This is a genomic window from Phytomonospora endophytica, from assembly GCF_014202425.1.
Taxonomy (GTDB): Bacteria; Actinomycetota; Actinomycetes; order Mycobacteriales; family Micromonosporaceae; genus Phytomonospora; species Phytomonospora endophytica.
In genome coordinates, this window is record NZ_JACHGT010000002.1 from 404518 (window position 1) to 429885 (window position 25368).

The 25368-nt window shown below is 71.3% G+C and carries 24 protein-coding genes and 1 pseudogene; 14 read left to right on the forward strand and 11 right to left on the reverse strand.

What is annotated here, in order from left to right; translation table 11 throughout:
- Positions 1–68: 68 nt before the first annotated feature.
- The 6 genes and pseudogenes from HNR73_RS05140 to HNR73_RS41155 form a co-directional block, all read left to right on the forward strand.
- Positions 69–1181: a DegT/DnrJ/EryC1/StrS family aminotransferase gene (locus tag HNR73_RS05140; protein ID WP_184786093.1), complete on the forward strand. Its 1113-nt coding sequence runs from the start codon at positions 69–71 to the stop codon at positions 1179–1181.
- 4 nt (positions 1182–1185) lie between these two features.
- Complete coding sequence (locus tag HNR73_RS05145) at positions 1186–2220, forward strand: Gfo/Idh/MocA family protein (protein ID WP_184786094.1); 1035 nt, start codon at positions 1186–1188, stop codon at positions 2218–2220.
- Entirely contained in the window at positions 2217–3305 is a 1089-nt protein-coding gene (gene wecB, locus HNR73_RS05150; RefSeq protein ID WP_184786095.1) for a non-hydrolyzing UDP-N-acetylglucosamine 2-epimerase, read from the forward strand. The genes HNR73_RS05145 and wecB overlap by 4 nt, the downstream gene beginning before the upstream one ends.
- Positions 3306–3329: 24 nt before the next feature.
- The gene (locus tag HNR73_RS05155) at positions 3330–4985 is read left to right on the forward strand and encodes a glycosyltransferase family 4 protein (protein ID WP_260336936.1); all 1656 of its coding nucleotides are present in this window, start codon (positions 3330–3332) and stop codon (positions 4983–4985) included.
- A gap of 79 nt (positions 4986–5064) precedes the next feature.
- Complete coding sequence (locus tag HNR73_RS05160; RefSeq protein WP_184786096.1) at positions 5065–6348, forward strand: nucleotide sugar dehydrogenase; 1284 nt, start codon at positions 5065–5067, stop codon at positions 6346–6348.
- 334 nt (positions 6349–6682) lie between these two features.
- A pseudogene (locus HNR73_RS41155) lies at positions 6683–8242 on the forward strand (glycosyltransferase family 4 protein); the annotation flags it as partial.
- Between the two features lie 15 nt (positions 8243–8257).
- Here the strand turns inward: HNR73_RS41155 and HNR73_RS39495 are convergent.
- The 4 genes from HNR73_RS39495 to HNR73_RS05185 form a co-directional block, all read right to left on the reverse strand.
- Positions 8258–10207, reverse strand: a complete 1950-nt coding sequence (locus HNR73_RS39495) for a glycosyltransferase family 2 protein (protein ID WP_184786097.1) — start codon at positions 10205–10207, stop codon at positions 8258–8260.
- A gap of 75 nt (positions 10208–10282) precedes the next feature.
- A complete protein-coding gene (locus HNR73_RS05175) occupies positions 10283–10738 on the reverse strand; it encodes a twin-arginine translocase TatA/TatE family subunit (RefSeq protein ID WP_184786098.1) in 456 nt (151 codons plus the stop codon).
- A gap of 113 nt (positions 10739–10851) precedes the next feature.
- Positions 10852–12264 (reverse strand): S1C family serine protease, encoded by a 1413-nt coding sequence (locus HNR73_RS05180; RefSeq protein ID WP_239122027.1) that lies wholly within the window; start codon positions 12262–12264, stop codon positions 10852–10854.
- 819 nt (positions 12265–13083) lie between these two features.
- The gene (locus HNR73_RS05185; RefSeq protein ID WP_184786099.1) at positions 13084–13251 is read right to left on the reverse strand and encodes a DUF3117 domain-containing protein; all 168 of its coding nucleotides are present in this window, start codon (positions 13249–13251) and stop codon (positions 13084–13086) included.
- A gap of 212 nt (positions 13252–13463) precedes the next feature.
- Here HNR73_RS05185 and HNR73_RS05190 point away from each other — a divergent pair, with 212 nt between their 5' ends.
- The gene (locus HNR73_RS05190; protein ID WP_184786100.1) at positions 13464–14255 is read left to right on the forward strand and encodes a PaaX family transcriptional regulator; all 792 of its coding nucleotides are present in this window, start codon (positions 13464–13466) and stop codon (positions 14253–14255) included.
- A 16-nt stretch (positions 14256–14271) separates the two neighbouring features.
- Positions 14272–15057 carry an enoyl-CoA hydratase-related protein gene (locus HNR73_RS05195; RefSeq protein WP_184786101.1) on the forward strand — a complete coding sequence of 262 codons (786 nt, stop codon included), beginning with the start codon at positions 14272–14274 and terminating at the stop codon, positions 15055–15057.
- A gap of 51 nt (positions 15058–15108) precedes the next feature.
- Here HNR73_RS05195 and HNR73_RS05200 read toward each other — a convergent pair whose 3' ends face one another.
- Positions 15109–15762: a hypothetical protein gene (locus HNR73_RS05200; protein WP_184786102.1), complete on the reverse strand. Its 654-nt coding sequence runs from the start codon at positions 15760–15762 to the stop codon at positions 15109–15111.
- 32 nt (positions 15763–15794) lie between these two features.
- Positions 15795–17267 carry an aminotransferase-like domain-containing protein gene (locus tag HNR73_RS05205; protein ID WP_203685956.1) on the reverse strand — a complete coding sequence of 491 codons (1473 nt, stop codon included), beginning with the start codon at positions 17265–17267 and terminating at the stop codon, positions 15795–15797.
- A gap of 97 nt (positions 17268–17364) precedes the next feature.
- Here HNR73_RS05205 and HNR73_RS05210 point away from each other — a divergent pair, with 97 nt between their 5' ends.
- A complete protein-coding gene (locus HNR73_RS05210) occupies positions 17365–17598 on the forward strand; it encodes a hypothetical protein (RefSeq protein WP_184786104.1) in 234 nt (77 codons plus the stop codon).
- Between the two features lie 99 nt (positions 17599–17697).
- Here the strand turns inward: HNR73_RS05210 and HNR73_RS05215 are convergent, their stop codons facing one another.
- The 3 genes from HNR73_RS05215 to HNR73_RS05225 are packed head-to-tail and all read right to left on the reverse strand — an operon-like array spanning position 17698 to position 19361.
- Positions 17698–18222, reverse strand: coding sequence for a hypothetical protein (locus HNR73_RS05215; protein WP_184786105.1), 525 nt, complete (start codon positions 18220–18222; stop codon positions 17698–17700).
- A 39-nt stretch (positions 18223–18261) separates the two neighbouring features.
- A complete protein-coding gene (locus HNR73_RS05220; RefSeq protein ID WP_221330756.1) occupies positions 18262–18825 on the reverse strand; it encodes a DNA-3-methyladenine glycosylase I in 564 nt (187 codons plus the stop codon).
- 8 nt (positions 18826–18833) lie between these two features.
- Entirely contained in the window at positions 18834–19361 is a 528-nt protein-coding gene (locus HNR73_RS05225) for a DivIVA domain-containing protein (RefSeq protein ID WP_184786107.1), read from the reverse strand.
- A gap of 74 nt (positions 19362–19435) precedes the next feature.
- Here HNR73_RS05225 and folP point away from each other — a divergent pair, with 74 nt between their 5' ends.
- From folP to HNR73_RS05240, 3 genes are all read left to right on the forward strand, one after another.
- A complete protein-coding gene (gene folP / locus HNR73_RS05230) occupies positions 19436–20329 on the forward strand; it encodes a dihydropteroate synthase (RefSeq protein WP_184786108.1) in 894 nt (297 codons plus the stop codon).
- Between the two features lie 121 nt (positions 20330–20450).
- Positions 20451–20786 carry a hypothetical protein gene (locus tag HNR73_RS05235; protein ID WP_184786109.1) on the forward strand — a complete coding sequence of 112 codons (336 nt, stop codon included), beginning with the start codon at positions 20451–20453 and terminating at the stop codon, positions 20784–20786.
- A gap of 5 nt (positions 20787–20791) precedes the next feature.
- Positions 20792–21685 (forward strand): hypothetical protein, encoded by an 894-nt coding sequence (locus tag HNR73_RS05240; RefSeq protein WP_184786110.1) that lies wholly within the window; start codon positions 20792–20794, stop codon positions 21683–21685.
- On the opposite strand, the gene HNR73_RS05245 is transcribed toward HNR73_RS05240, so the two are convergent.
- The gene (locus HNR73_RS05245) at positions 21682–22398 is read right to left on the reverse strand and encodes an LOG family protein (RefSeq protein ID WP_184786111.1); all 717 of its coding nucleotides are present in this window, start codon (positions 22396–22398) and stop codon (positions 21682–21684) included. The two genes, HNR73_RS05240 and HNR73_RS05245, sit on opposite strands and share 4 nt — an antisense overlap.
- Before the next feature lie 74 nt (positions 22399–22472).
- On the opposite strand from HNR73_RS05245, the gene HNR73_RS05250 reads away from it, so the two are divergent.
- Positions 22473–23621 (forward strand): hypothetical protein, encoded by a 1149-nt coding sequence (locus tag HNR73_RS05250; protein WP_184786112.1) that lies wholly within the window; start codon positions 22473–22475, stop codon positions 23619–23621.
- A 24-nt stretch (positions 23622–23645) separates the two neighbouring features.
- Positions 23646–24572: a 2,3,4,5-tetrahydropyridine-2,6-dicarboxylate N-succinyltransferase gene (dapD, locus tag HNR73_RS05255; RefSeq protein WP_184786113.1), complete on the forward strand. Its 927-nt coding sequence runs from the start codon at positions 23646–23648 to the stop codon at positions 24570–24572.
- Between the two features lie 39 nt (positions 24573–24611).
- Here dapD and HNR73_RS05260 read toward each other — a convergent pair whose 3' ends face one another.
- Complete coding sequence (locus tag HNR73_RS05260) at positions 24612–25286, reverse strand: VOC family protein (RefSeq protein ID WP_184786114.1); 675 nt, start codon at positions 25284–25286, stop codon at positions 24612–24614.
- Positions 25287–25368: the final 82 nt, after the last annotated feature.

Sequence of the window (25368 nt, forward strand, 5' to 3'; positions counted from 1 at the left end):
CGACCATGGGCGAGCCGGTGGGATCCACCGGGCGCCGCAGCGACGCAATCCGCAGGGAGTTTTGGCACATGGCCGCAGGTGGAGCCCCCATCCCCGCCGCGCAACCGGTGATCGGCGAAGAAGAGATCGAGGCCGCCGTCCGCGTACTGCGCAGTGGCCGGGTCGTGCAGGGCCCGGAGGTCGCGGCCTTCGAGGAGGAGTTCGGCGAGCTCGTCGACGGCCGGCACTGTGTCGCGGTCAACTCCGGCACCTCGGCGCTCCAGCTGACGCTGCTGGCGCTGGGCGTCGGCCCGGGCGACCAGGTCATCGTCCCGTCCTTCTCCTTCGCGGCCTCGGCCAACGCGGTGCGTCTCGTGGGCGCCGAGCCGGTCTTCGCCGACATCGAGCCGGGCAGTTACGGGCTCGACCCCGACGCCGTCGCCGCCGAGATCGGCCCGCGCACGGCCGCGATCATGCCGGTCCACCTCTACGGTCACCCGGCCGACATGGACCGCCTCCAGCCCCTCGCCGACAAGCACCAGCTCGCCGTCGTCGAGGACGCCTGCCAGGCGCACGGCGCGACGCAGAACGGCCGCCAGGTCGGCGCCTTCGGTGCCGCCGGGGCCTTCAGCTTCTACCCGACGAAGAACATGCACTCCCTCGAAGGCGGCATGGTCTCCACCGCCGACGCGGCCCTGGCCCGGACGCTGCGCCTCCTGCGCAACCAGGGCATGGAGCAGCGTTACGCCAACGAGATCGTCGGCGCGAACATGCGCATGACCGACGTGGCCGCCGCCGTCGGGCGGGTGCAGCTGACGAAGCTCGCCGGCTGGACCGAGCAGCGCCGCCAGAACGCCAAGGTCCTCGACGCCGGGCTGACCGCGGTGGAGACGCCGCCGGTCGCCGAGGGCGTCGGGCACGTCTACCACCAGTACACCGTGCGCTACGCCGGTGACCGCGACGCCTTCATGGCCGCCCTCACCGAGCGCGGTATCGGCAACGCCGTCTACTACCCCACCCCCATCCACGAGCTGAAGCCCTACCGCGAGCCGGTGGGTGGAAAGCCCGTGCGCGCGTGGGATCTCCCGGAGACCGCTCGCGCGGCCCGCGAGGTCTTCTCGCTGCCGGTGCACCCCTCGCTGACCGCCGAGCAGCTCGACCGGATCGTGACCGGCGTCAACGAAGTGGGAGAGGGGCGCTAAAGCCGTGACGGGACAGACCAGGCGACTGCGGGCCGGACTGATCGGGCTGGGCGCCATGGGACGCAACCACGCCCGCATTCTGTCCACATTGGACGGTGTGGACTTCGCCGGTTCGGTCGATCCGGCGGGCGATCCGCGCCGCTCGGCCTACGGCGCGCCGGTCTTCGCCGAGCTCGACGAGCTGCTCGCCGCGGGCGTCGACTACGCCGTCGTGGCCTGCCCGACCTCGCTGCACGAGAGCGTCGGGCTCCGGCTGGCCGAGAACGGCGTGTGCGCGCTGATCGAGAAGCCCCTCGCGGGGACCGTCGAGGCCGCCGCGCGGCTCGTCGAGGCCTTCGAGAGCCGCGGGCTCGTCGCCGGGGTCGGGCACATCGAGCGTTTCAATCCGGCGCTGCAGAGCCTGCGCGAACGCCTGGAGGCCGGCGAGCTGGGCGACATCTACCAGGTCGTGACCCGCCGCCAGGGGCCGTTCCCGAACCGGATCGCCGACGTCGGCGTGGTCAAGGACCTCGCCACCCACGACATCGACCTGACCTCGTGGGTCACCGGGAGCGGCTACGCGACCGTGTCGGCGCGGACCGTCCAGAAGAGCGGGCGCGAGCACGAGGACATGGTCGCCGTCGTCGCCTCGCTCGACGACGGGACCATGGTCAGCCACCTGGTCAACTGGCTCAGCCCGCTCAAGGAGCGCTTCACCGCGGTCACCGGCGCGCTGGGCTGCTTCGTCGCCGACACCCTCACCGCCGACCTCACGTTCTACTCGAACGGCGCGGCCAGCAACGAGTGGGAGGCGCTGCGGACCTTCTCCGGCGTCACCTCGGGCGATATGATCCGGTATGCCATCCTTCGCCGGGAACCGCTGCTCGTGGAGCACGAGCGCTTCCGCGACGCCGTCGACGGCAAACCCAGCGAGATCGTCACCCTCCGCCAGGGCCTGCGCAACGTCGAGGTCTCGGCGGCGATCCTCGAATCGGCCGAGCGGGGCCTCACCGTCACCGTCGGCGAACCAGCCGTGAACGCGAAAGGCGCAGCGCAGTGAAGGTCATGAGCATCGTCGGGGCCCGCCCCCAGCTGGTCAAACTCGCGGCGGTCGCCGCCGCGTTCCCCGGCACCGGGCACGAGCACGTCATCGTGCACACCGGCCAGCACTACGACGCCGACCTGTCCGACGTGTTCTTCGACGGCCTCGGCATCCCCGCCCCCGACATCCACCTCGGCGTCGGTTCCGGCAGCCACGGCGTGCAGACCGGCGCCGTCCTCGGCGCCCTCGACCCGGTCATGGAGGAGCACCGCCCCGACTGGGTCCTCGTCTACGGCGACACCAACTCGACCCTCGCCGGCGCGGTGTCGGCCGTCAAACTCCACCTCCGCGTCGCCCACCTCGAAGCCGGCCTGCGGTCCTTCAACCGCCGCATGCCCGAGGAACACAACCGGGTCCTCACCGACCACGCCGCCGACCTCCTCCTCGCCCCGACCGAGGAGGCCATGCGCCACCTCGCCGCCGAGGGCCTCGCCGACCGCTCCGTCCTCACCGGCGACGTCATGGTCGACATCTGCCTGCGCATCCGCGACGCCGTCGTCGCCGGCCGCCACGCGCGGCCCGTCCTCCCCGACGGCGTCGACCCCGGCGAGCCCTACCTGCTCGCCACCCTCCACCGCGCCGAGAACACCGACGACCCGGCCCGGCTCGCCGCGCTCGTCGAGGCCATGGCCGAACTGCCCGTCCCCGTCGCGCTGCTCGCCCACCCGCGGCTGATCGCCCGGGCCCAGCAGCACGGCATCAAGCTCGACACCGGTGCCGTGCGCGTCGGCCGGCCCCTCCCCTACGCCGGGCTGGTCGCCGCCGTGCTCGGCGCCCGCGGCGTCGTCACCGACTCCGGCGGCCTCCAGAAGGAGGCCTACCTGCTCGGACGGCCCTGCACCACGCTGCGCTCCGAGACCGAATGGCCCGAGACCCTCAAAGGCGGCTGGAACGTCCTGGCCGACCAGCCCTGGGACTTCGGCCGCGACGAGTGGAACGCGATCGCGACCCGAACCGCTCCCGACGAGGAGCGCGGCACGCCCTACGGCGACGGCCGCGCCGCCGAGCGCGTCATTCAGGTGCTCGCCGAACACCTGAACTAGACCTAGACCTTGGAGAGACAGTCCATGTCAACGCAGACCACGGGCGCTTCCGGGAAAACCCGGGGACGAGTGCTCATGCTCGTCGACAACTCGGTCCACGGCGACTCCCGTGTGCAGAAGGAAGCCCGCTCGGCCGCCGCCGCCGGCTGGGACGTCACGTTGATCGGCTGCTCGCCCGACGGCGAGCGCCACTCGTGGGCGATCGGCCAGGCCGAGGTGCTGCTCCTGCCGACGCCGAGGCAGCGTCGCCGCCGCCACGACTTCCGCTCCGCCCCGCTGCGCCGGCCCTTCGCCTACAACCCGGTCAGCCCGATCGCGAAGTTCAAGAAGCAGCGGGTCAAGTCCGCGTGGGCCAACATCAGCTCCCGCCGGACGCTGTGGCGCTACGAGGTCAAGCTCGGCGAACGCTCCCGGCTCTCCTACCGGTTCCGCGACCTCGCGCAGCTGCCCCGGCGCGTGGCGACCTCGATCTGGGCCGGTGTCGTCAAGTTCCGGCTCAAGCAGACCGCCGCGCTCAAAGAGGCCCGGATCGACGTCGCGTCGCCGATCGACAACCTCACCTTGAAGTTCTGGTCGGCGGTCGGCGGGAACCGCGCCTGGCGCCGCCTGGAGCCAAGCCTGTGGGACTGGGACATCGCCTGGGCCGACATCCTCGACAAGATGCGCCCCGATCTCATCCACGCCAACGACTTCCGCATGCTCGGCGTCGGCGCCCGCGCCAAGATGCGCGCGGCCCTGAAGGGCCATGAGATCCAGCTCGTCTGGGACGCGCACGAGTTCCTGCCCGGCCTCAACCAGCGCACCAAGAGCATCCGCTGGCTGCCCGGCAACATCCTGCACGAGCGCGAGCACGTGCGTTTCGCCGACGCGATCGTCACCGTCTCGGAGAACCTCGGCGAGCTGCTGATCAACGAGCACAAGCTGGCCGAGGCGCCCGCGGTCGTCCTCAACGCGCCGAGCTTCGACCCCGGCCTCGACGAGGGCGGCGAGCCCGTCGCCGACCTGCGCGCCATGTGCGGCATCGACGCCGCGACGCCGCTGATGGTCTTCTGCGGCGGCGTCGCGCCCGTCCGCGGTGTCGACACCGTCGTCGAAGGGCTGCCCGACCTGCCCGAGGTGCACCTGGCGCTGGTCTCGCTCCCCCCGGGGCAGAAGAGCACCCCGTTCATCGACGACCTGATGGTCAAGGCCCGTGAGCTGGGCGTCGCTGACCGCGTCCACGTGTTCCCGTACGTGCCGCACTGGCAGGTCACGCAGTTCCTGGCGCCGGCCGACATGGCGGTCACCCCGCTGGTGCACCTGCCCAACCACGAGATCGCGATGAGCAACAAGTTCTTCGAGTACTCCCACGCGAAGCTCCCGCTGCTCACCAGCGACGTGCGGACGATGGCCGAGATGGTCACCCGGACCGGTCAGGGCGAGGTCTTCAAGGCCAAGGACCCGAAGGACTTCGTGCGTGCCGTGCGCAAGGTCCTGGAGGACCCGGCGCGCTACAAGGCCGTCTACGAGACTCCCGGGATGCTGGAGCAGTGGACCTGGGAGGCCCAGGCCGAGATCCTCGACGAGGTCTACACCAAGCTGCTGCCCGCGGTCCCCCGTCCGCAGGCCCCCGCACCGGTCGTGCCCAAGCCCGCCGGTGAGGCCCTCCCCGACGCCGCGAGCATCGGCACGTCGGCGTGACGACCGCCGTCGCCCGATCCCTCCCCGTCGCCCGACGGGTCCCCACAGCGCGGGCTGTTCTCTTCGGAAGGAAACAACAGTGCGGATCTGTGTAGTCGCTCTGGGAAAGATCGGTCTCCCCCTGGCCGTGCAATTCGCGTCCATGGGCCACCGGGTCATCGGCGCCGACGTCGACGAGAAGGTCGTCGGGCTGGTCAACGCGGGCGTCGTGCCCTTCCCGGGTGAGACCGACCTGGACACCAAGCTGGAGAAGGTCGTCGCCGAGGGCCTGCTGTCGGCCACGACCGACACCGCGGCCGCCACGGCCGAGTCCGACGCGGTCGTCGTGGTCGTCCCGCTGTTCGTCGACGGGGACGGCAAACCCGACTTCAAGTGGATGGACTCGGCGACGAAGTCGATCGCCGCCGGGCTGCGTCCCGGCACGCTCGTCAGCTACGAGACGACGCTCCCGGTCGGCACCACCCGCACGCGCTGGGCCCCGATGCTCAAGGAGGGCTCCGGCCTGACCCCGGGTGAGGACTTCTCCCTCGTCTTCAGCCCCGAGCGGGTCCTGACCGGCCGTGTCTTCGCCGACCTGCGCCGCTACCCGAAGCTCGTCGGCGGCATCGACGAGGCCTCGGCCCGCAGGGGCGTCGAGTTCTACGAGGCCGTCCTGGAGTTCGACGAGCGTCCCGACCTGGGCCGCCCCAACGGCGTCTGGGACCTCGGCTCGGCCGAGGCCTCCGAGCTGGCCAAGCTCGCCGAGACGACCTACCGCGACGTCAACATCGGGCTGGCCAACCAGTTCGCGCGCTTCGCCGGCGCGGCCGGTGTCGACATCGCCAAGGTCATCGAGGCCTGCAACACCCAGCCCTACAGCCACATCCACTCCCCCGGCATCGCCGTCGGCGGGCACTGCATCCCGGTCTACCCGCGCCTGTACCTGTGGAACGACCCCGACGCGACCGTCGTGAGCGCCGCCCGCGAGGCCAACGCCGGGATGCCGGAGTACAGCGTCGGGCTGCTCGCCGAGTCCTACGGCGTCCTCGACGGCGCCGCCGTGCTCGTCCTCGGCGCCTCCTACCGCGGCGGGGTCAAGGAGACGGCCTTCTCGGGCGTCTTCCCGGTCGTGGAGGCCCTGCGGGCCCGTGGCGCGGTCCCGTACGTGAGCGACCCGATGTACACCCCCGACGAGCTGGCGAAGCTCGGCCTGCCCGCCCACCAGGGCGCGCCGGTCACCGCGCTGATCATCCAGTCGAACCACGAGGAGTACAAGAAGCTCGGCGCCGCCGACTTCCCCGGTGTGCGCGTCGTCGTCGACGGCCGCCGCGTCACCGACCCGGCGAACTGGGACGGCGTGAAACACGTGGTCATCGGCGCCTGACGCCCCGGCCCGGAACGAAGGCCACCCGCCGTGTGCGGGTGGCCTTCGCCGTGTTCCGGGAAGCGTCGAGAACCGCCTCCCGCCCGGCCTCGCCCGATATGATCCGTTAAGCGACCAGGCGCCGTGGACCGTCGTCCGCCGGACACGAGCGCACGCACCACGCGGGCGACGGGAATCCCGGCCCACGGCCGGGCACGCGCGAAGTCCCCGGCACCGGCACGGGCCGGCGGGCACCGCGCGCCATCCCGGTCGGTGGGGAACAGCCGACCCTGGCATAGGGGGAGCCTTGCCTGACGACATCGCCGTCCCCGGTGAGAGCCGCGGGCGGATCGTGATGCTGGTGGACAACCAGGTCAACGGGGACTCACGGGTGCAGAAGGCGGCCCGCTCGGCGGCCGCGCGCGGCTGGGACGTCACCCTCCTGGGACGCGCCAACGGAGCCGTCCCCCCGCAGACCTGGCGCCTCGGCGGGGCCGAAGTACGCCTGCTGGCGTTCAAGGACGTCCTGCACAAGCATCCCGAGCAGTTCCGCAGGCTCTTCTGGCGCCACCCGCTGGCCTATCGGGCCGGCCACCTGTCGAGCTACCGGACGCAGCAGCTGCGCGCCCGCCAGGCCGAGCTGCGTTTCCGCGGCAGCCTGCTGGGCGTCCGCAGGAACGCCGGCGACACCGGCCTGTCCTTCCAGTTCGGGCGGGTCCGGCTGAAACTCGCCCGGATCGCCGCGGGCGTCCGGCGCCGCTGGGTGCGCATGCGCGTCCGCCACACCAAGGCCGTCGCGGCCCTGCGCAAGAACAGCAGCACCCCCACCGACCGCTTCGCGGTGCGGCTCTGGACCCGGTTGATGGGCGACCGTGCCTGGCGCCGTATCGACCCGAGCCTGTGGGACTTCGAGCTGGCCTACGGCAAGACGATCGACGGGCTCAAGCCCGACATCATCCACGCCAACGACTTCCGCATGCTCGGCGTCGGCGCGCGGGCCGCCCTGCGCGCGCGGTCGAGCGGCCGCGAGGTCAAGCTCGTCTGGGACGCCCACGAGTTCCTCCCCGGCATCTGTTCGTGGTCGAGGAACGAACGCTGGAAGCCGGCGATGCTCGCCGCCGAACGCGAGTTCGCCAAGTACGCCGACCACGTCGTCACCGTCTCCGACGGGCTCGCCGAACTGCTCCGGGAGACCCACGGTCTCACCGAGACGCCCGCCGTCGTCCTCAACGCTCCCGAGCGGGACGTCCCGGCCGCGCGGGAGGCCGTCCCGATGCCGGACCTGCGCGAACAGTGCGGGCTCGACGCCGGGACCCCGCTACTCGTCTACAGCGGCGCCGTCGCGCCCCAGCGCGGCATCGCCACCATGATCGAGGCCCTGCCGCGGCTGCCGGGCGCGCACGTCGCGCTGGTCGTGGCCAGGCCCGATTCGGCGCACGTCCAGGCGCTGGTCGAGCGGGCCGGCGAACTCGGCGCGGCCGAGCGCGTGCACGTGCTGCCCTATGTGCCCGACTGGCAGGTGGTCGCCTACCTGGCCTCGGCCGACGTCGGTGTGATCCCGATCCACCACTTCCCGAACCACGAGATCGCGCTGATCACGAAGTTCTTCGAGTACTCCCACGCGCGGCTGCCGTTGATCGTCAGCGACGTCAAGACGATGGCCGAGACCACCCGCGCCACCGGCCAGGGCGAGGTCTTCGAGGCGGAGAACACCGGCGACTACGTCCGCGCGGTCCGGGCCGTCCTCGCCGACCCGGAGAGGTACCGCTCGGTCTACCGGCGCCCCGGCCTGCTCGATCAGTGGTACTGGGAGGCCCAGGCCGACGTCCTCGACCGGGTCTACCTCGGTCTGCGAGGCACTCCGGCCCGGGCGGCGGTGACCGCCGGGCCCGATGAGGACCCGGCGCCCGACCCCGTCGAGGTGCCCGCGTTAGGAGCCGAAGACCTTCCGCAGCAGCGCCCCGATCCGGGGGAGCACGCCGACCTCGGCAGGCTTGCCGCCCTTGCGGATGGCCGGGAAGGAGCGGCCGCCGCCCTCATGGGCGATGCGGGCCTTCACGGCCCACGTGCCCGGGCGCAGCTTGAGCATGGGCGCGGAGAGGTGCGCCGTCGCGGTCACGCCGTCCTCGTCGAAGGACAGCTCGGTGGGCAGCGCGACGGTCTTCCCCGAGCGGGTGACGACGAGGGAGACGTCGAGCTCGTCCGGGACGTCGGACAGCGGCATCCGCGCGGTCACGTCGAGGCTGGTGCGCGAGGAGTCGAGCCTGGTGCAGCGGACGTTCTCGGCGACGGCCTTGAGTTTCCCGCCCACGTCGACGCTGAGGTTTCCCGCGACGCCGAAGTAGCCGTCGGCGAAGCGGTGGCCACCCTCGCCGTCGGGGAGGACGCGCAGGCGGTGCCCGGTGGCGATGTCCTTGGCACGTTCGCTGCCGAGGCGGCGCTCGACGGTCACGCCCTTCGAACTGACCGACAGGGACAGGTCCCACACGCCCTTGCCCGCGGGCGCACCGGCGGCGAGGGTCGCGAAGTCCACTCCGGCGCGGAAACCGGCCCGGGTGTAGTCGTAGGGGGTCGACGCGTCGGCCAGCTCGGGAGTCTCGCTCTGGGCGGCGGCGATGCGGTACTCGACGTCGGAGCCGCGCTTGCGGACCAGCAGCTCGACGGTCTGGCCGTCGGTGTCGACCTGCGTCAGGTGGGCGTGCCCGCCGACGGTGAGCAGGCCCGCGGCGGTCCAGTCGACGAAGTCGAGGCGGTGGACGACGCGGATGTTGTCCAGCTCGAACATCCGGTCGGGAATCCGCGCCGACTCGTCACGGAAATGGGGCAGGCGCAGGTAGACGCGGCCGCCGTCGGTGATCGCCTTTTCGGGCATTGACAATTGCGCGGTGATGATGTCGGTCAGTTCCGCGGTCTTGTTCTCACGGACGCAGTAGGCGCGAACCCGCAGGTCCGGTGCCAGTTTGTCGAGCACATTGTCGGTAAGCCAGGTGTCGCACAATTCCTTGACCCGGTCGAGCACTTTCCGCTGTTCTTCGGGGCTGCTGCCGTTGAGCCACCGGTCGGCGAATCGGGGGTGTTTCGAACCGAGGCAGGGCAGGATCTCGAAACGGAAGTGGCGGGTCACCAGATTGTCCCGGCCCGGACCCGCCGGAACGTATTCGGCGATCGTGTTCAGCAGCCGTTCGGCCTGGTCGAGCCAGGGCAGCGGGTCGTGCGTGCGGCGGGTGACGTTGCTGTCGTCGGGACGGTTGCGCACGTAGTAGCAGTCGTAGTCGGCGACGACCGAGATCACCTCGGCGCGGAAGTAGGCCTCGGCCGTGAACGGCTGGTCGGAGGAGACCAGCTGACCGGTCGGGAAGCGCAGGCCGTGCCCTTCGACGAAGGCGCGGCGGAAGAGTTTCACCTGGCTCAGCGCCAGGTAGATCTGCGAGGTGAGGAGATCGACCTTCGCCTCGTTCCGGCCCCACATCCCGCGCGGGGCGCGGTTGCCGAAGCCGGGCGCGGGGACCATCTTGCCCAGCACGATGTCGGACTTCGCGCGGCGGGCCATGTCGAGCATCTTCGCCATGGCCTTCGGTCCGAGGTAGTCGTCGGCGCCGACGAAGTACACGTACTCACCGGTGGCGTTGTCGAGGCCGACGTTGCACGGTTTTCCGGGACCGCCGGAGTTTTCCTGATGAATCACTTTGATGCAGGATTCGGCCGCGGCGAAACGGTCCAATTCCGCCCCACTGCCATCGGTGGAACCGTCGTCGACGGCGATGATCTCCAGTTGATCTCGGCCGATCGTCTGGGCCAGGATCGAATTGATCGCCTCGGTCAGCCATGGCATCGCGTTGTAGACGGGAACCACGATGGTCACGGCGGGCGTGTGATTCATGAGCGGGATTTTACACAGCGGAAACCCTCGTGAAGTTTCCCGTTCGCCCGAAGTTCCGGGCGCTCTCGGCGCGGGTCAGGTGGCGTCGAGGTCGTACTTCGCCGTGCGGCCGCGCGGGGGGTCGGTGACCGGGGTCTTGTCGTCGGCGGAGACCGCCGAGGCCGACTTCGCGGCCGTGCCGGAGTCGCGGGCGGAGATGCCCGAGGCGGTGTCGCGGAGGGTGTCGCGGACGCCGTCGGTGTCGCGCTTGAGGTCCTCGAAGGCCGCCTGGAGCGGGCGCTTCAGGGCCTCCTCGTCCTCTTCACTCAAGACGTGCTTGCGAATGAAGGTCTTCGGGTTGAGGTCGGTGATGTCGAGATTCGTGCCGAGATCCTTGTTGAGGTCGGCGGTCGCCGACGACGCCATGTTGCGGACCTTGCGCAGGACCCGGCCGATGTCGGCGAGGATCTTCGGCAGCCGCTCGGGACCCAGCACGAACAGCGCGATGAGCAGCAGGGCCAGAATCTCCGGCCAGCCGAGGTTTTCGAACATGCGCTGCGCTCCCTAGCTGTGCTCCGCGGAACGGCGGACCGTCGTGCGAAGACCTGTGCCGCTCCGCCCGAAGAGTACTCAGAAGTCGGGCGAGACGACAGTGGGCGGGTGGATCATTCCTCGTCGGCGGCGAGCGTCACCGACACTTCCCGCTCGGCGCCGTCGCGCAGGAAACCGATCTCGACGATCGTGTTGGCGGGGTACTTGCGCACCAGCGCGACCAGCTCCACCGGGTCGGTGAGGTGCTTGCCGTTGAAGGTCGTGATGACGTCGCCGTCCTGGATGCCGGCCGAGGCCGCCGGGCCGGGGCTGACGACCTTTTTCACCGTCACACCGTCCGGGCTCGGCGTCTCCGAGGTCTCGATGCCGATGACCGTGCGGGAGGGTTTCCCGTCGGCGATGATCTCGTCGGCGAGGCGTTTGGCCAGGTTGATCGGGATGGAGAACCCGATGCCCATGTTGCCGCCCTGGCCGTCGGAGTTCTGGAAGGTCGCGATGGAGGCGTTGACGCCGATCACGCGGCCGGAGGCGTCGAAGAGCGGGCCGCCGGAGTTTCCCGGGTTGATGGGGGCGTCGGTCTGGATGGCCGCGGTGACCGAGGAGTCGTTGCTCTCACCGGCGACGACGGGCCGGTCGAGGGCGCTGATGATGCCCATGGTGACCGTGCCGGGCAGGTTCAGCGGGGCGCCGACGGCCAGCACCGGGTCGCCGACGGCGAGCTGCTCGGAGTCGGCGATCGTCACCGGTGGCAGGCCGGACTTGTCGACCTTGACCACGGCGATGTCGGACTCGACGGAACTGCCCTTGAACTCGGCGGGCGCGCTCGAACCGTCGCTGAAGACGACGGTGAGCTCGACGTCGTGCAGGTCGGCCGGGTTGGCGACGTGGTTGTTGGTGATGATGTAGCCGTCTTCGCTGATGATCAGGCCCGAGCCGTTGCCTTCGCCCTCCTGGCCCTCGATCATGATTGTCACGACGCTCGGGGCGATGGTCGACACGACCTGCGCGACCGAGCCGACCGGCCGCTCCACGGGCGGTCCGCCGCTGGTCGTCGTGCCGCCGCCGCCCCGCGTGGCGAGGACGCCGATGGCGGCGCCGAGGCCGCCCGCGAGGAGGGCTGTGATGAGCGCCACGGTGAAGACGAGGCCGAGAGCGCCGCGCCGGTCGCCGGGAGGCGGGGCCGCGGCGGGCGCGGGGGCGGTCATCGGGTCCGTCGGCGGCCCGGCGGGCGGGGCGGTCTGTACGACGGCGGCCGAGGCCGCGGGGTCGCGCCAGGGGTCGCTGGCGGCGTTGGAGGCCCACCAGGGAGAGTCGGCGGCGTTCTTGACCGTGGCGGCGGTGGGGGGCTGCGGCTGGAACTGGGCGGTCGGGGGCGCCGGTACGTGCTGGGGGTGTGCCTGTGGTGCCGCGTAGGCGCCGGCGGGCGGCTGCGACGCGTACGGCCACTGCGGCGCCATCCCCGAAGGTGGTGGCGGAGCGTGTCCGTTCTGCCGCGCGGCACCCGCCGCGTTGCCGCCGTCTGTCACGCCGTTCTCCTCCCGGTCCCAGCCTGCCGTGGGTGGACCCGCCGCGCGTTCTCGCGCCGGTCGCCGATGGCGACGCATGGGTGGTTGCGCATCAAGCTTGTCATGCGGAACGGTCATCGTAATGAGGCCGGTCAAACTGCGGGACCGGGCGGTGGCCGCCACGCCTGCGGGCCGTCGCCGGAGAGGCTGGTGGGACGGGGTGGCGGGGGACGCGCCGGATCACTCGCGGTGCGGCGAAAGATCCGGCCCCTGGTCAGCCGGGTGACCGAGGGCACAGTCGAGGGGACGGGCCCGGCACGCTCGGCATCGCGCCGGGGAGGGGCCGTGAGGCGGCGATCAACGACGTGAGCCGACCGTCCTGAGCCTCGCCGCGGCGCTCGCGTTGTCGCCCGGTGGGGACGTGGGTGAGGGCGTCGCACCGGCGCTGTGGGTGGGGCGGAGGTGCGGCGGGTGCTTCGACGCGAGGGCCGACGGGGTGGCGTCGGGTGGGAGATCTCGCGGCATGGGACGGCGAACGTGCGAGAGCTCGACCGGTCGCGAACGCCCGCCGGGCGGGAAACCCCCGGCGACAGGGCAACGGGCACGTGGGCGCGAACTTCGGCCGCGCCGGCATCACACCGGCGCCCACGCGGCTCCGGGGGCGCGGGAGCGTGCCCCCGTCACGAACGGCCGCCGGGCGGGAAACCCCGCGTGGCGCGCGAGGCCGGACATGCGAAAGCGGGACCCGGTCGCGTGGTGGGGCCGGGTCCCGCTGAGATATGGAAGGCCGGAGGGAGTTCTGTCCTGAAGAGCGCGCACGGTGCGCCGCCTCCGCAGTTCTTACTCCGTGACGGACTTCAGCGCATCGCCGAGTGACTGAGCCTCGTCCGGCGTCATCTCAAGTACGAGTCGACCACCGCCTTCGAGCGGAACGCGCATGACGATGCCGCGGCCTTCCTTGGTGACCTCCAGCGGACCGTCGCCCGTCCGCGGCTTCATGGCCGCCATGTGTTGTCTCCCCTCGATCCAATGCCGCGGTCGCCCGCGGGTTCACACAAGCCAGGCACCTGGCCGCCGGGGGCGGGCGGTGCCACGACCAGTGGCGCTGTACGCCACCGACGAATAATCTTCCCCGATGGAGGCCTCAAAACCCAAACCGCCCCGGCACGGTTGTGACAAGGTCTGGCATTTTTGTTGCAGTACTGTCACAATGATCGGTCGTGCGAGCCCGGTCTGCCCTGTTTGATCTGTACGGCGACTACCTGCGTAATCGCGGTGGCGCCGCGCCCATCGCCGCCCTCGTGCGTTTGCTCGCACCCCTCGACATCGCCGCGCCCGCCGTGCGCACGGCCGTCTCGCGCATGATGCGCCAGGACTGGCTGACCGCGACCCGCCTCGGCCGGCAACGCGGGTACGCCCTCACCGGGCGTGCCGTGCGCCGCCTCGACTCCGCCGCCGGGCGCATCTACCGCACCAACCGCCGCGAATGGGACGGCGGCTTCGACCTCCTCGTCGTCGAGCCGCCCGCCGACCGCAGCACCCGCGCGCGGCTGGCCGCGCAACTCCAGCTGTTCGGCTACGGCCACCTCGGCGGGAGCACCTCGACGTGGGTGTCACCGTGGCACGCCGACGAGGTCGGGCCGCTGCTCACCGAGACCGGCGTCGCCTTCGAACGCTTCGACGCCAGGCACGCCGGCGATCCCGTGGCGCTCGTCCGGCGGGCCTGGGACCTGCGCGAACTGGAGCTCGCCTACGAGAAGTTCATCGACGAGCTCGAACCGGTCGTCGGCGGCGTCGGGCCGACCAGTTCCGCCGAGGCCGCCTACGCCGCGCGCTTCCGGCTCGTGCACGCCTTTCGCGCCTTCCTCTTCCGCGACCCGCAGCTGCCGTCGGCGCTCCTGCCCGAGGGCTGGGCCGGTTCGGCCGCCGCGGCCTTCTTCGACGCGCAGGCGGCGCGCCTGCGACCGGCGGCCGACCGCCATGTCGACCGTATGCTCAGCGAGACCATCTGAGAACGAGGTGCCACCAGTGACCGACACGCTGCTCATCGACCGCGCCGACGGCGTGGTGACGCTGACCTTCAACCGTCCCGACGCGCTCAACGCCCTCACCGACGAGCTGAAGGCGGCGTTCCGCGACCAGCTCGCGGCCCTGTCCGCCGACCCCACGTGCCGCGCGATCGTGCTGGCCGGGGCCGGCCGCGCCTTCTGCGTCGGGCAGGACCTGCGCGAGCACGTCGCGAACCTCCAGGCGGGCATCCCGCTGACCACCGTCCGCGAGCACTACAACCCGATCGCGGCGACCCTCGCGGCGATGCCGAAGCCGGTCGTCGCGGCCGTGCGCGGTGCCGCGGCGGGCGCGGGCGCGTCGCTGGCGTTCCTGGCCGACTTCCGCGTCGGCGGGCCCGGGACGAGCTTCAGCATGGCCTTCGCGGGGATCGGCCTGACCTCGGACACGGGCGCGTCGCTGACGCTGCCGAGACTCGTCGGGCACGCCAAGGCGACCGAGATGCTGATGCTCGGGACGAAGGTGAAGGCCGAGGAGGCGCTGCGGATCGGCCTGGTCGGGACGCTGACCGAGACCGACGACGACGTGCTGCCCGAGGCGCAGAAGCTGGCCGCGAGGCTCGCGGAGGGGCCGACCGTGGCGTACGCGTACATCAAGCGGACGATGTCGGCGGCCGAGCACGTGCCGCTGTCGGAGACGCTGGACCTGGAGGCGGAGGCGCAGCTGCGCTGCTCGCAGACCGCGGACCACAAGGGCGCGGTGGAGTCGTTCGTGGCGAAGCGGCCGATCGTTTTCGAGGGGCGCTAGGGGGTTCGACGGAGGCGACGGCCCGGCGGGGGTGGGGCGCCGGGTCGGTCGTCAGGTGAAGATCTCGGCGACCTCGTCGACGGTCACAGCTCGCATGTGCCAGACCTTCAGGATGTTGAAGTCCTGGCAGGAGCGGATGCGTTCGAGCGTTTCAGGGTCGACGGCGATGCCTCGGACGGCGAGGACGTTGAGGACGGCCTCCTGCTCGGTTTCGATGCGGGCCTCGTCGCGGCCTTCGGCCAGCCCCTCCTCGTAACGCCTCTTGCTGTAGATCTGGAAGTCGTGTGTGCCTGAGCTCATCAAACCCTCCAGGGTTTCCAGGGACTGCGTGGACAAGGTCTCCTCCAGACTTCCAATGTAAAACTCGGCGTCGGCGACGTCGAGCAGGTCCAGCCGTTCGATCAGCGCGCGCAGCGCCTGCTCGCCGTGCGGTCCGTCCGAATGCATGTACGCCGAGAACACCGCCATGTCGATGGATGGGATCTGCTCGTCGTCCCTGCCCACCAATGGGACCATGCTCGGTGAAATCGCGCCGGGGGTGAGCGTCACCTGCGGCCCGATCTCGATCGGCTGCCTCGCCCACTCGGCGACCTTGTCGTCCGGGCAGATCACGACGAGATAGACCGGCTTTCCGGTCCGGCGCCAGACATCGGCGACGTAACTCGGCCAGGTCCGCCGCTTCTCGGGCTTGATCGCCCGCTGCACCTCCAGGATGACGGTGGCCTGGAGCCGTTCCCCTAGACGATCACCCGCTCCGGCACGACCTCCGCCGGCCCGTGCCTGCGCAGCTCCGTCCACGCCGCCGCCAGGCGCGACACCAGCGAGTCCAGCTCCGACTTCGAGAACGTGAACGGCAGGCGGATGTGGTCGGCGAACCTCGTGCTGTCCGCGCACATCGCCGTCCCCGGCACGACTTCGACGCCGTGCCGCAGCGCGACCTGCGCGAACACGCGCGCGTCGACGCCGGGCAGTCGCACCCACAGCGACCCGCCGCCGTCCGGCCGCCGCCACGACCACTCCGGCAGCTGGTCGCGGAGCAGCTGCTCCAGCACTTCGAGGCGCTCGACGAGTTCGGCGGAGCGCTCGGCGCGGATCGCCGACAGCGACGGCATCAGCCGCGCGGCCAGGGCCTGCTCCAGCAGCGGGCCGCCGAGGTCGGCGAGGACCTTGCGGCGGGCCAGGCGGTCGATGATCCCGGCGGGCCCGCGGACCCACCCGATGCGCAGGCCGCCCCACACGAGCTTCCCGAGCGACCCGATCGTCAAAACCTCGGCGCCCTTCGGCGCGAAGGACGCGATGGGCGGCGGGGGTTTCGCCGACGCGTAGCCGTCGAAGGCGTTGTCCTCGCAGATCGGCACGTCGAAGCGGGCGGCGAGGTCGGCCAGGCGCCTGCGCCGGGTCGAGGACATGACCAGGCCCGTCGGATTGTGATAGGTCGGCATCACGTACAGCAGCGCCGGCTGGTGCTCGGTGAAGGCCCGCTCGGTTCCGACGACGCAGATGCCCTCGTCGTCGAGGGAGACCCCGAGCACCTGCGCGCCCCTGTCCCGGAAGACGTCGAGACAGCCGGGCCAGCCCGGCGACTCGGCGACGACCCGCGTTCCCTTGCGCGCGTAGAGCTGCGCGACAAGGCCGATGGCCTGATGGGCACCGGTCGTGATGAGGATCTGGTCGGGCGTCGTCGGCAGCCCCTGCTCCCGGTACTGGGCGGCGACGGCCATGCGCAGCGGCTCCCAGCCGCGCGGGTGGTAGCCGTTGTCGGCGAGCAGGGTCGGCAGGTCCTCGCGGAGCAGGTCTTCGAGCGCGTCGCGGATCCACGGCGAGCCCGGCTCCGACGCGCAGCTGAGCGAGATGACGCGTCCCGGACCGTCGAGGAGCCGCTGGAAGATGATCCCGGCCTGTCCGCCCTGGACGCGGCCGTCCTGGGCACGGCGGGCCACGTCCGTCAGATTGGACCGGGCCACTACCGTGCCGCTTCCCTGCCTGCTGACGACCAGCCGTTCGGCGCGCAGGGCCTCGTACGCGGTGACCACCGTCGCGCGGGAAACCGCCAGGGCCTCGGCGAGTGCGCGCTCGGATGGCAGGCGCTCGCCCACAACGAGGTCGCCGTTGGTGATCGCGCGGCGGAGCCGGTCGGTGAGCTGCTGGTAGAGCGGGCCGTTGCCCGCCGACCAGTCACCGAGAAGCTCCTGCACTTCGGAACGGTCCACTTTTCGCTCCTTTGGCCAGGCCAGTTTCAGTCCATTGTGCCGACACTGGACTTGCACCCGCAACCGGGAGGTCGCTTCAACACTCTGGAGGAGTGTCATGGAACTGGTCCTGTTCGCAATCCTGCTCACGCTCGCGCTGCTCGTCCCGTGGCTGGGCAAGGACTCGCGCGAGTCCGGCGACTGGAACGTCCCCTTCGAACCGCGCCGCGGCCCGGTCAGCGGCGCCGTCTCCGACCATTTCGACGCGGCCCCGGCGCCGCGCGACGCGCAGGCCACGACAACGCCGAAGGCGCCCGGGATCGTGACCGGGCTGGCCCGTCACGGGCACTGAGGTTCTGGGCGAGGGCCCGCCCACGGTGGCGGGCCGCAGCCCGATCCCCTACTCCTCAGGCGGCCTCGTTCGCGCCGCCCGAACGAGCACAGCCGCGCCTCACTCGTCGTCCTCGTCCTCGTCCTCGTCTTCTTCCTCGGGATCCATCTCGTGCGGCGTCCCGAGCACGTACGCGCGCATGTCGAGTTCGTTCCCGTAGGGCGCGACGAAGGCGGGCAGTTCGGCGGGCCCGAGTTCGGCCACGTAGGACCAGTACAGCCGTGCGGCCTCCGCGTGCGAGCTCGCCTCGACGGGGATCGTCACGCTCACCAGGTAGTCCCGCACGGGTGCCGTCACGGCCCACTCCGAGGGCATGAGTCCCCACAGCCGCGCGTAGGTCTCGACGTCGAGCGGAATCGATCCGACGGCGCCGGTGTCGATCGCGGTCGGTTCGTCGAGGACGCGGTGGGTGTAGACGACCTTCCCGTCGGCGACCATTCCGGCGCCGAAGAGGTTGCCGTCGGCGGCGAGCAGCACGGTGTCACCGTCGGCGGGGGCGGTGTCGGGCAGCGCCACCGTGTCGGTGGCGTACATGAGCTGCCGTTGGTACTCCGCCGCGTCAACCACGATCAGCCAGTGCGCCATGCCGACATCACATCATGTCGGCGGCCGGCGCGAGCAGCCCTACCCCGGGTAGGGCGGCACGCAGCAGTCGGCGAGGTGGTCGTCGACCATGCCCACGGCCTGCATCATCGCGTAGGCGGTGGTGGGCCCGATGAAGCGGAATCCGCGTTTGCGCAGTTCCTTGGCCATGGCCTTCGACTCGGGCGTGACGGCGGGCACGGTGTCGAAGCTCTCGGGCCTCGGCCGGGGCGCCGGCGCGAAGGACCACAGCAGGTCGGACAGCCCTTCGGGCTGGTCGAGGGCGACGTGGGCGTTGGCCATGACGGCTTCGATCTTGGCGCGGTTGCGGACGATGCCGGCGTCGGCCATGAGCCGGTCGAAGTCGGCGTCGGTGTACTCGGCGATCTTCTCCATGGAGAAGCCGTCGAAGGCCTCGCGGAAGTTCTCGCGCTTGCGCAGGATCGTGATCCACGACAGTCCCGACTGGAAGGCCTCCAGGCTGAGGCGCTCGAAGAGGGCGTCATCGCCGCGCAGGGGCCTGCCCCACTCGTTGTCGTGGTACTCGGTGTAGATCTCGGGGCCGGCGCCCCACGGGCAGCGTGGGAGGCCGTCGGGGCCGGGCAGGGCACCGCTCACGGGGTCTTCTCCTCCTGCGTTTCGGCGGGCGTGGAGGGCTCCCCGGCGGTGTCGGCGGGGGCCCGCACCGGGGACGCCGCCGGGGCGCCGGCGTCGTCCGTAACGGCCGACGGCTCGGCGTCAGCACCGTCGACCGGCGGCCGCCGTGTGTCCACTGTGGTCTCACCGATAGCCTTGGCGCGGGCCAGACGGAGTCGTTCGGCGTCGTCGGAACGCCCGTCACGCAACGCCTGCACTTCGGAGACCAGTACTTTGATCAATTCATCTTTGAAGCCCACGTCGTACGCGAGCCGGGCAAGAGCGTCGTCGACCTGGCCGGTGCGGTAACCCCGCAGACCGGTATCGAAACGGGCGGTGAGCACATCGTCCTCGGACAGCGGACGGTCCGGTGGGAGTCCGATCGAGACCCCGTCGGCTGAGACCGGGCGCAGTCCGTCGTCCTTACCGGTCGCCAACACCACCACGCCGAACACCAGGCCGACGGCAATGGCCGCCACGACTAGCAGGATCAGGAATTGGCCCATTGACGCATCTTTCCACGGACGCCCGGGGCACAATGGCCCGGATGCTTCCTCCTCCCCCAGGACAATTGGCTTCTATGACTACAACTCCACAGCAACCCACTCCCTCTCGTACACTGCGGCTCGGTTCCCGGACCTTCGGGCCGGGCGCGTTCGCCCTCATGGTGATCGTGAACCGGACCCCGGACTCCTTCTACGACAAGGGCGCCAACTTCGCCTTCGAGGCGGCTCTGGCGGCCGTTGACCGCGCGGTCGCCGACGGCGCCGACATCGTCGACATCGGCGGCGTCAAGGCCGGCCCCGGCGACGAGGTCAGCGTCGACGAGGAGATCCAGCGGACCGTGCCGTTCATCGCCGAGCTGCGCCAGCGCCACCCGCGCCTGGTCATCTCGGTCGACACCTGGCGCGCCGAGGTCGCCGAGAAGGCCACCGCGGCCGGCGCCGACCTCATCAACGACACGTGGGCGGGCGCCGACCCCGAACTCGTCTCGGTCGCCGCCGAGGCGGGCGCCGGGCTCGTCTGCTCGCACACCGGCGGCATGCGGCCCCGCACCATCGCCGGGAAGGTCACCTACGACGACGTCGTCGCCGAGGTCACCGACTCGCTGTGCCAGGCGGCCCAGCGCGCCCTCGACGCGGGCGTCCGCGCCGACGGCGTCCTCATCGACCCCACGCACGACTTCGGCAAGGCCACGGTCCACTCCCTGGAGCTGACCCGCCGCCTCGACGAACTCGTCGCGACCGGCTGGCCGGTGCTCGTCGCCTTGTCCCGCAAGGACTTCGTCGGCGAGACCCTCGACCTGCCGGTGAACCGCCGCCTCCCCGGGACCCTCGCCGCGACCGCGGTGTCGGCCTGGCACGGAGCGAGGGTCTTCCGCGCGCACGACGTGACGGCCACCCGCCAGGTGCTCGACATGGTCGCCGCGATCCGTGGAGACAAGGCGCCGAAGGCGCCGAAGCGCAGCCTCTAGCGGACGAGCCCACCGTGTGAGACCGGACACGGTGGGCCGCGGCTCGGATCGCGCGTACGGAACGTTGACCGGGTCTGGCAGTGTGTGCGTGGCCCACACCAACGCCCCCAAAGGACCCGAAGTGGCTGAACCCCTCCATGTGGACTTCCCCGGCATGACCGCCGCCTCCACGCGGCTCAACACCCTCGGCGAACACGCCGGCCGCGCCGCCGACCTCGCCGACGACGCCGACCCCGACTGGTACACCTGGGGATTACCCGGCCTCGCCCTGGCGCCCCTCTACTGGAGCAAGGCCGAGGAGCTCCACGAACACCTCGGCAGGATCTCCGCCGTCCTCACCTCCCACGCGACCCGCATCGACGCCTGCGCGGCGAACTACCACCTGTCGGAGACCGACAACGCCGACACGATGCGCCAGATCCGGGCCCGCATCGACGGCGGAACCTGGGAGGGCTGAGCGACATGGGATCCGGCACATCCTCCACCGACGTCGGCGACGACACCGGCGTCACGAACTCCCCCGGCTTCTTCGACGGTTCCGGTGCCGCGGCGGGCCTGCCCGGCTACGCGCAGGCCAAGGGCATCGCGACCAAGTCCGCGGCCTTCGGCGACGGCTTCGACTTCTCCGACGTGACCGGCCTCTTCGGTGAGATCACCGGGACCTTCTACACCGGCCTGGGCGCGATCACCGACCCGGTGAACTTCCTCGCCGGGACGGTCGTGTCCTTCCTCATCGACTTCATCCAGCCCCTCGAAGACCTCCTCGGGCTCGTCACCGGCAACCCCGAGCGCATGGACCTGGAGATCGCCAAGTGGGACCGCGTCACCGCGGCCCTGGCGGCGATCTCCGAGGACGTCGGGAAGGTCCCCGGCGAGGACATCGGCGCGTGGCGCGGCGACGCGGCGACCGTCGCCAAGACCCGCCTCGGCGAGTGCGCCGACGCGATCGCCGCCACGGCCAACGACGTCACGCGCGTCCGGCTGGTGCTGCAGGGCGCGTCGCTGCTGGCGACGAGTCTCCAGGCGGTGATCAAGGGCGAGCTGACGAAGTTCCTCATCGCACAAATCCCGAAGTGGCTGACCGCGCTGGCCGCGGCCGGGCCGAGTTTCGGGGCCTCGACGGCGGCGCAGGCGGTGATCACGGCGGTCGAGGCCGCCCGGACCTACCTGACGGCGATCACGTGGGTGCGGAAGGCCATGGCGGTGTTCGCCAAGCTCCAGAAGGCGCTGAAGGTCGTCGAGACGATCAAGTACGAGTCGGTGATCGCCAAGATGATCACGACGGGCGCCGACATGTACGCCCGTCACGAGCAGGCCGGGGACGGGCCGTCGTACGACCCGTCCGGGCTGACCTAGCTGGGCATGGCGGCGTCCCCGCCGCTGCCGGGCTTGGTGTTGCAGCCGGCGACGATGTGCGCGACGGCCTCGGCCACGTCGTCGGTGACCAGCATCAGCTCGACATCGGCGGGGTTGACCATGCCGTCTTCGAGCATGCGGCCGCGCAGCCAGTCGACGAGGCCGCCCCAGTAGGCGGTGCCGAGCAGGACGACCGGGAACTGCGTGACCTTCTTGGTCTGGACCAGGGTGAGCGCCTCGAAGAGCTCGTCCATGGTGCCGAAACCGCCGGGGAGGACGATGAAGGCCTGCGCGTACTTCACGAACATCGTCTTGCGGACGAAGAAGTAGCGGAAGTCGAGGCCGATGTCGACATAGCCGTTGAGGCCCTGCTCGAAGGGCAGCTCGATGCCGAGGCCGATGGACTCACCGCCGGCCTCGGCGGCGCCCTTGTTCGCCGCCTCCATGACGCCCGGCCCGCCGCCGGTGATGACCGAGAAGCCCTCCTTGGCCAGGGCGGCACCGACCTCCTCGGCGAGCGCGTACCCGGGTGTCTCGGGCTTCGTGCGCGCCGAACCGAAGACCGCGACGGCCCGGTCGATGTCGGAGAGGGTGTCGAAACCGTCGACGAACTCCGAGAGGATGCGCAGGGTGCGCCAGGCGTCCTTCTGCTTCCACTCCGAGCGGCGGTTCGAGTCGAGCAGGTGCTGGTCTGCGGTGATGCGCGCCTTCATGGGGGGAGTGTGACACGGGTGGCCTCGTGAGGCGGGGACCGGGCGTGTCGGGGTGGCGGGGGCATCATGGATCGATGGGCGACCACGTCGAAACGCTGCTCGGTATCGCGGCCAACCCCTCGGCCCCGCCGGAGGTCCTCGCACGGCTGGAGGGACTGCCCGGTGCGGCGGCGGTCATCGCGGGGCGGGCGGACCTCGATCCGGAGCACGCTCGCAGGCTCCACCGCGACGCCGACGCCTACACGGCCGTGCGGCTCGCGGCCAACCGGCACGCGCCCACCGAGATCCGCGAGGAGCTCGCCGGGCATCCCGACGCCTACGTGCGGGAGGCCGTGGCGCGAGTGGGGCATGTGGCCGAGCGGACCCTGGTCCGGCTCGCCGTCGACCACGAGCGGCGCGTCCGCCTCGGGGTGGCCACGGGGGCGCACAACACGCCGCTGACGCACAAGGCGCTGCTCGCCGACGACGACTTCGAGGTCCGCGTCGCCGTCCTCGGGCGCGCCGAGGTGCCCGAGGAGCTCGCCAGGGCGCTCACCGCCGACGAGGACGTCTTCGTGCGGGCGGCGCTGGCGGGGAACCCGCGCGTCGCACCCGAGGTCGTCAAGCAGCTCATCGAGGACCCGAGCCCGCTGGTGCGCGCCACCGCCCTCGTCCGCCACGACGTCGGCGGCGACGTCCGTGAACGCGTCTACGCCGAACTCACCGGCGGCGGGCGGGACGTGGTGACCTCGATCCAGCTCGACAACGCCCTGTCCGGCGACGCGTCCTGGGTCCGCGGCGAGCTCATGGAGACGCAGGTCGGTTTCCTGCGCACCCCCTACCCCTTCCTGCGCCGGGCCGTCGCGCGCAACCCGAAACTCCCCGCGCGGGTCGCCTCGAACCTGCTCACCGACGCCGACACCTGGGTCCGCCGCTTCGCCGCGCGGCACTCGTCGACGCCCGCCGACGTGCTCGTCGCCTTCACGCGCGAGTTCGAGCGCGTCGGCGAGGTCGGCATCGGCTACGTCCGGCACCCGGCCTTCCCCGCCTCCGCTCTCCCCCGGCTCGCCGCCGAGTCCGAGGTGCGGTTGCGGCTGCTGGCGCTGGAGTCGCCGGCGCTCCCGTCGGCCTCGGTCCTGACGCTGCTCGCCGACACCGACCCGCTCGTCGCGCACAACGCCTCGATCCACCCGGCGCTGCCGCTGGGCGCCATGCACGACCTGCTCACCGCCGCCGGGCGGTGACCGCCGCCTCGTTACCCTTGCCCCGTGACCACCTACCTGACTGATTCCGCCTGGGGCGTGGGCGAGGCCCACCTCGACGCCGACGGGACCGTCCTCGACGTCTGGTACGCCGAACTCGGCCTCGGCGAGGCCAAGCCCACCGAACTCGACTTCGAGCCCGGCGAGGACGACGTCCTGGGGATCGAGACCGAACAGGTCACGACGACCATCGCGTCGCTGGCCGACGCGCCGCAGAACGCCGCCGACGCGTACCTCCGCCTGCACCTGCTGTCGCACCGTCTGATCAAGCCGCACCAGGCGAACCTGGACGGTGTGTTCGGGCTGCTGTCGAACAACGCGTGGACCGATCTGGGGCCGATCCCCGCGCACCGCGTCGAGGAGGTCCGCCTCGCGCTGCGCCTGGAAGGGCACCGGCTGGAGGTCTACTCCGTCGACAAGTTCCCGCGCATGACCGACTACGTCGTCCCCAGCGGCGTGCGCATCGCCGACGCCGACCGCGTCCGCCTCGGCGCGCACCTGGCCGAGGGCACGACCGTCATGCACGAGGGTTTCGTGAACTTCAACGCCGGGACCCTGGGCACCTCGATGGTGGAGGGCCGGATCGTGGCGGGCGTCGTCGTCGGCGACAACAGCGACATCGGCGCCGGGTCGTCGATCATGGGGACGCTGTCGGGAGGCGGCAAGGAGGTCGTGACGATCGGTGAGGGCTGCCTGCTGGGCGCCAACGCCGGGATCGGGATCTCGCTCGGCGACGACTGCGTCGTCGAGGCCGGCTGCTACATCACGGCGGGCTCGAAGATCACGCTGCCCGACGGCGAGGTCGTCAAGGCGCGCGAACTGTCGGGCGCCAAGGGGCTGCTGTACTGGCGCAACTCGCAGACCGGCGCGCTGGAGGCCAAGCCGCGCACGGGGACGTGGGGCGGGCTGAACGCGGCGTTGCACAAGAACTAGGCACCAGCCTCAGACGGTGGCCGGGCACCCACCCGGCCGCTACCCGTCCTCGCCGAAGTCCTCGAAGTCCGGCCAGATCGCGATGTCGACGCCGTGGTTGTCCGGCGACGCGATCGTCCAGCCCTCCGGCGACGCGCTCACCAGCCGCCCGCCCGCGGCGAGCGCCGCCTCGACCCGCGCCTTCGCGTGGTCGGCGGGAACCGACAGGTCGATGTGGGTGCGGCCCCGCCCGGGTTTCGGTGGGGTCAGCTCGTGGACCCACACGTGCGGGTTGCGGCGCTGCGGGTCGACCGCGTCGGCGTCGTCGAGCGGTTCGTAGCCCATGATCGCCGCCCAGAACGGGCGCACGTCGGCGTCACGGTCCTGTGCGACGGCGATGCCGGTGACCATGAGCGTCGACGGGTCGGGCCGGTAGCCCTCCCCGCGCGCGAACTCCTGGACCCGGCGGGCCAGCTCGGCGTCGAGCGGCCCGAGACCACCGCCGCGGCGGGTGCGCGTGCGGATGGTGACGCCGTGCGGGCGCACGTCGAGGTCGGGATGGTGGTCGAGCCCGTCGGCGATCTCGGCGACCGCGCTCGCCAGCGCGACCGCGTGGGTCAGGGAGTCGGCGGCGTAGAAGGCGTGGGCGCCCCAGAAGAGCACGCGCCAGTCCTCGACGCCGGGTCGCGCGTGGAAGCGTTTCGCGGTCATGCGGGGTTCCTGCGGGTCGGCCATCGCGGCGCCTCCTCGTGAGTCCTGCGGGGACGATAGACGCGGGGTGCGACGGATGGGAGGAGAACCGCTTCGTGACTCGCGT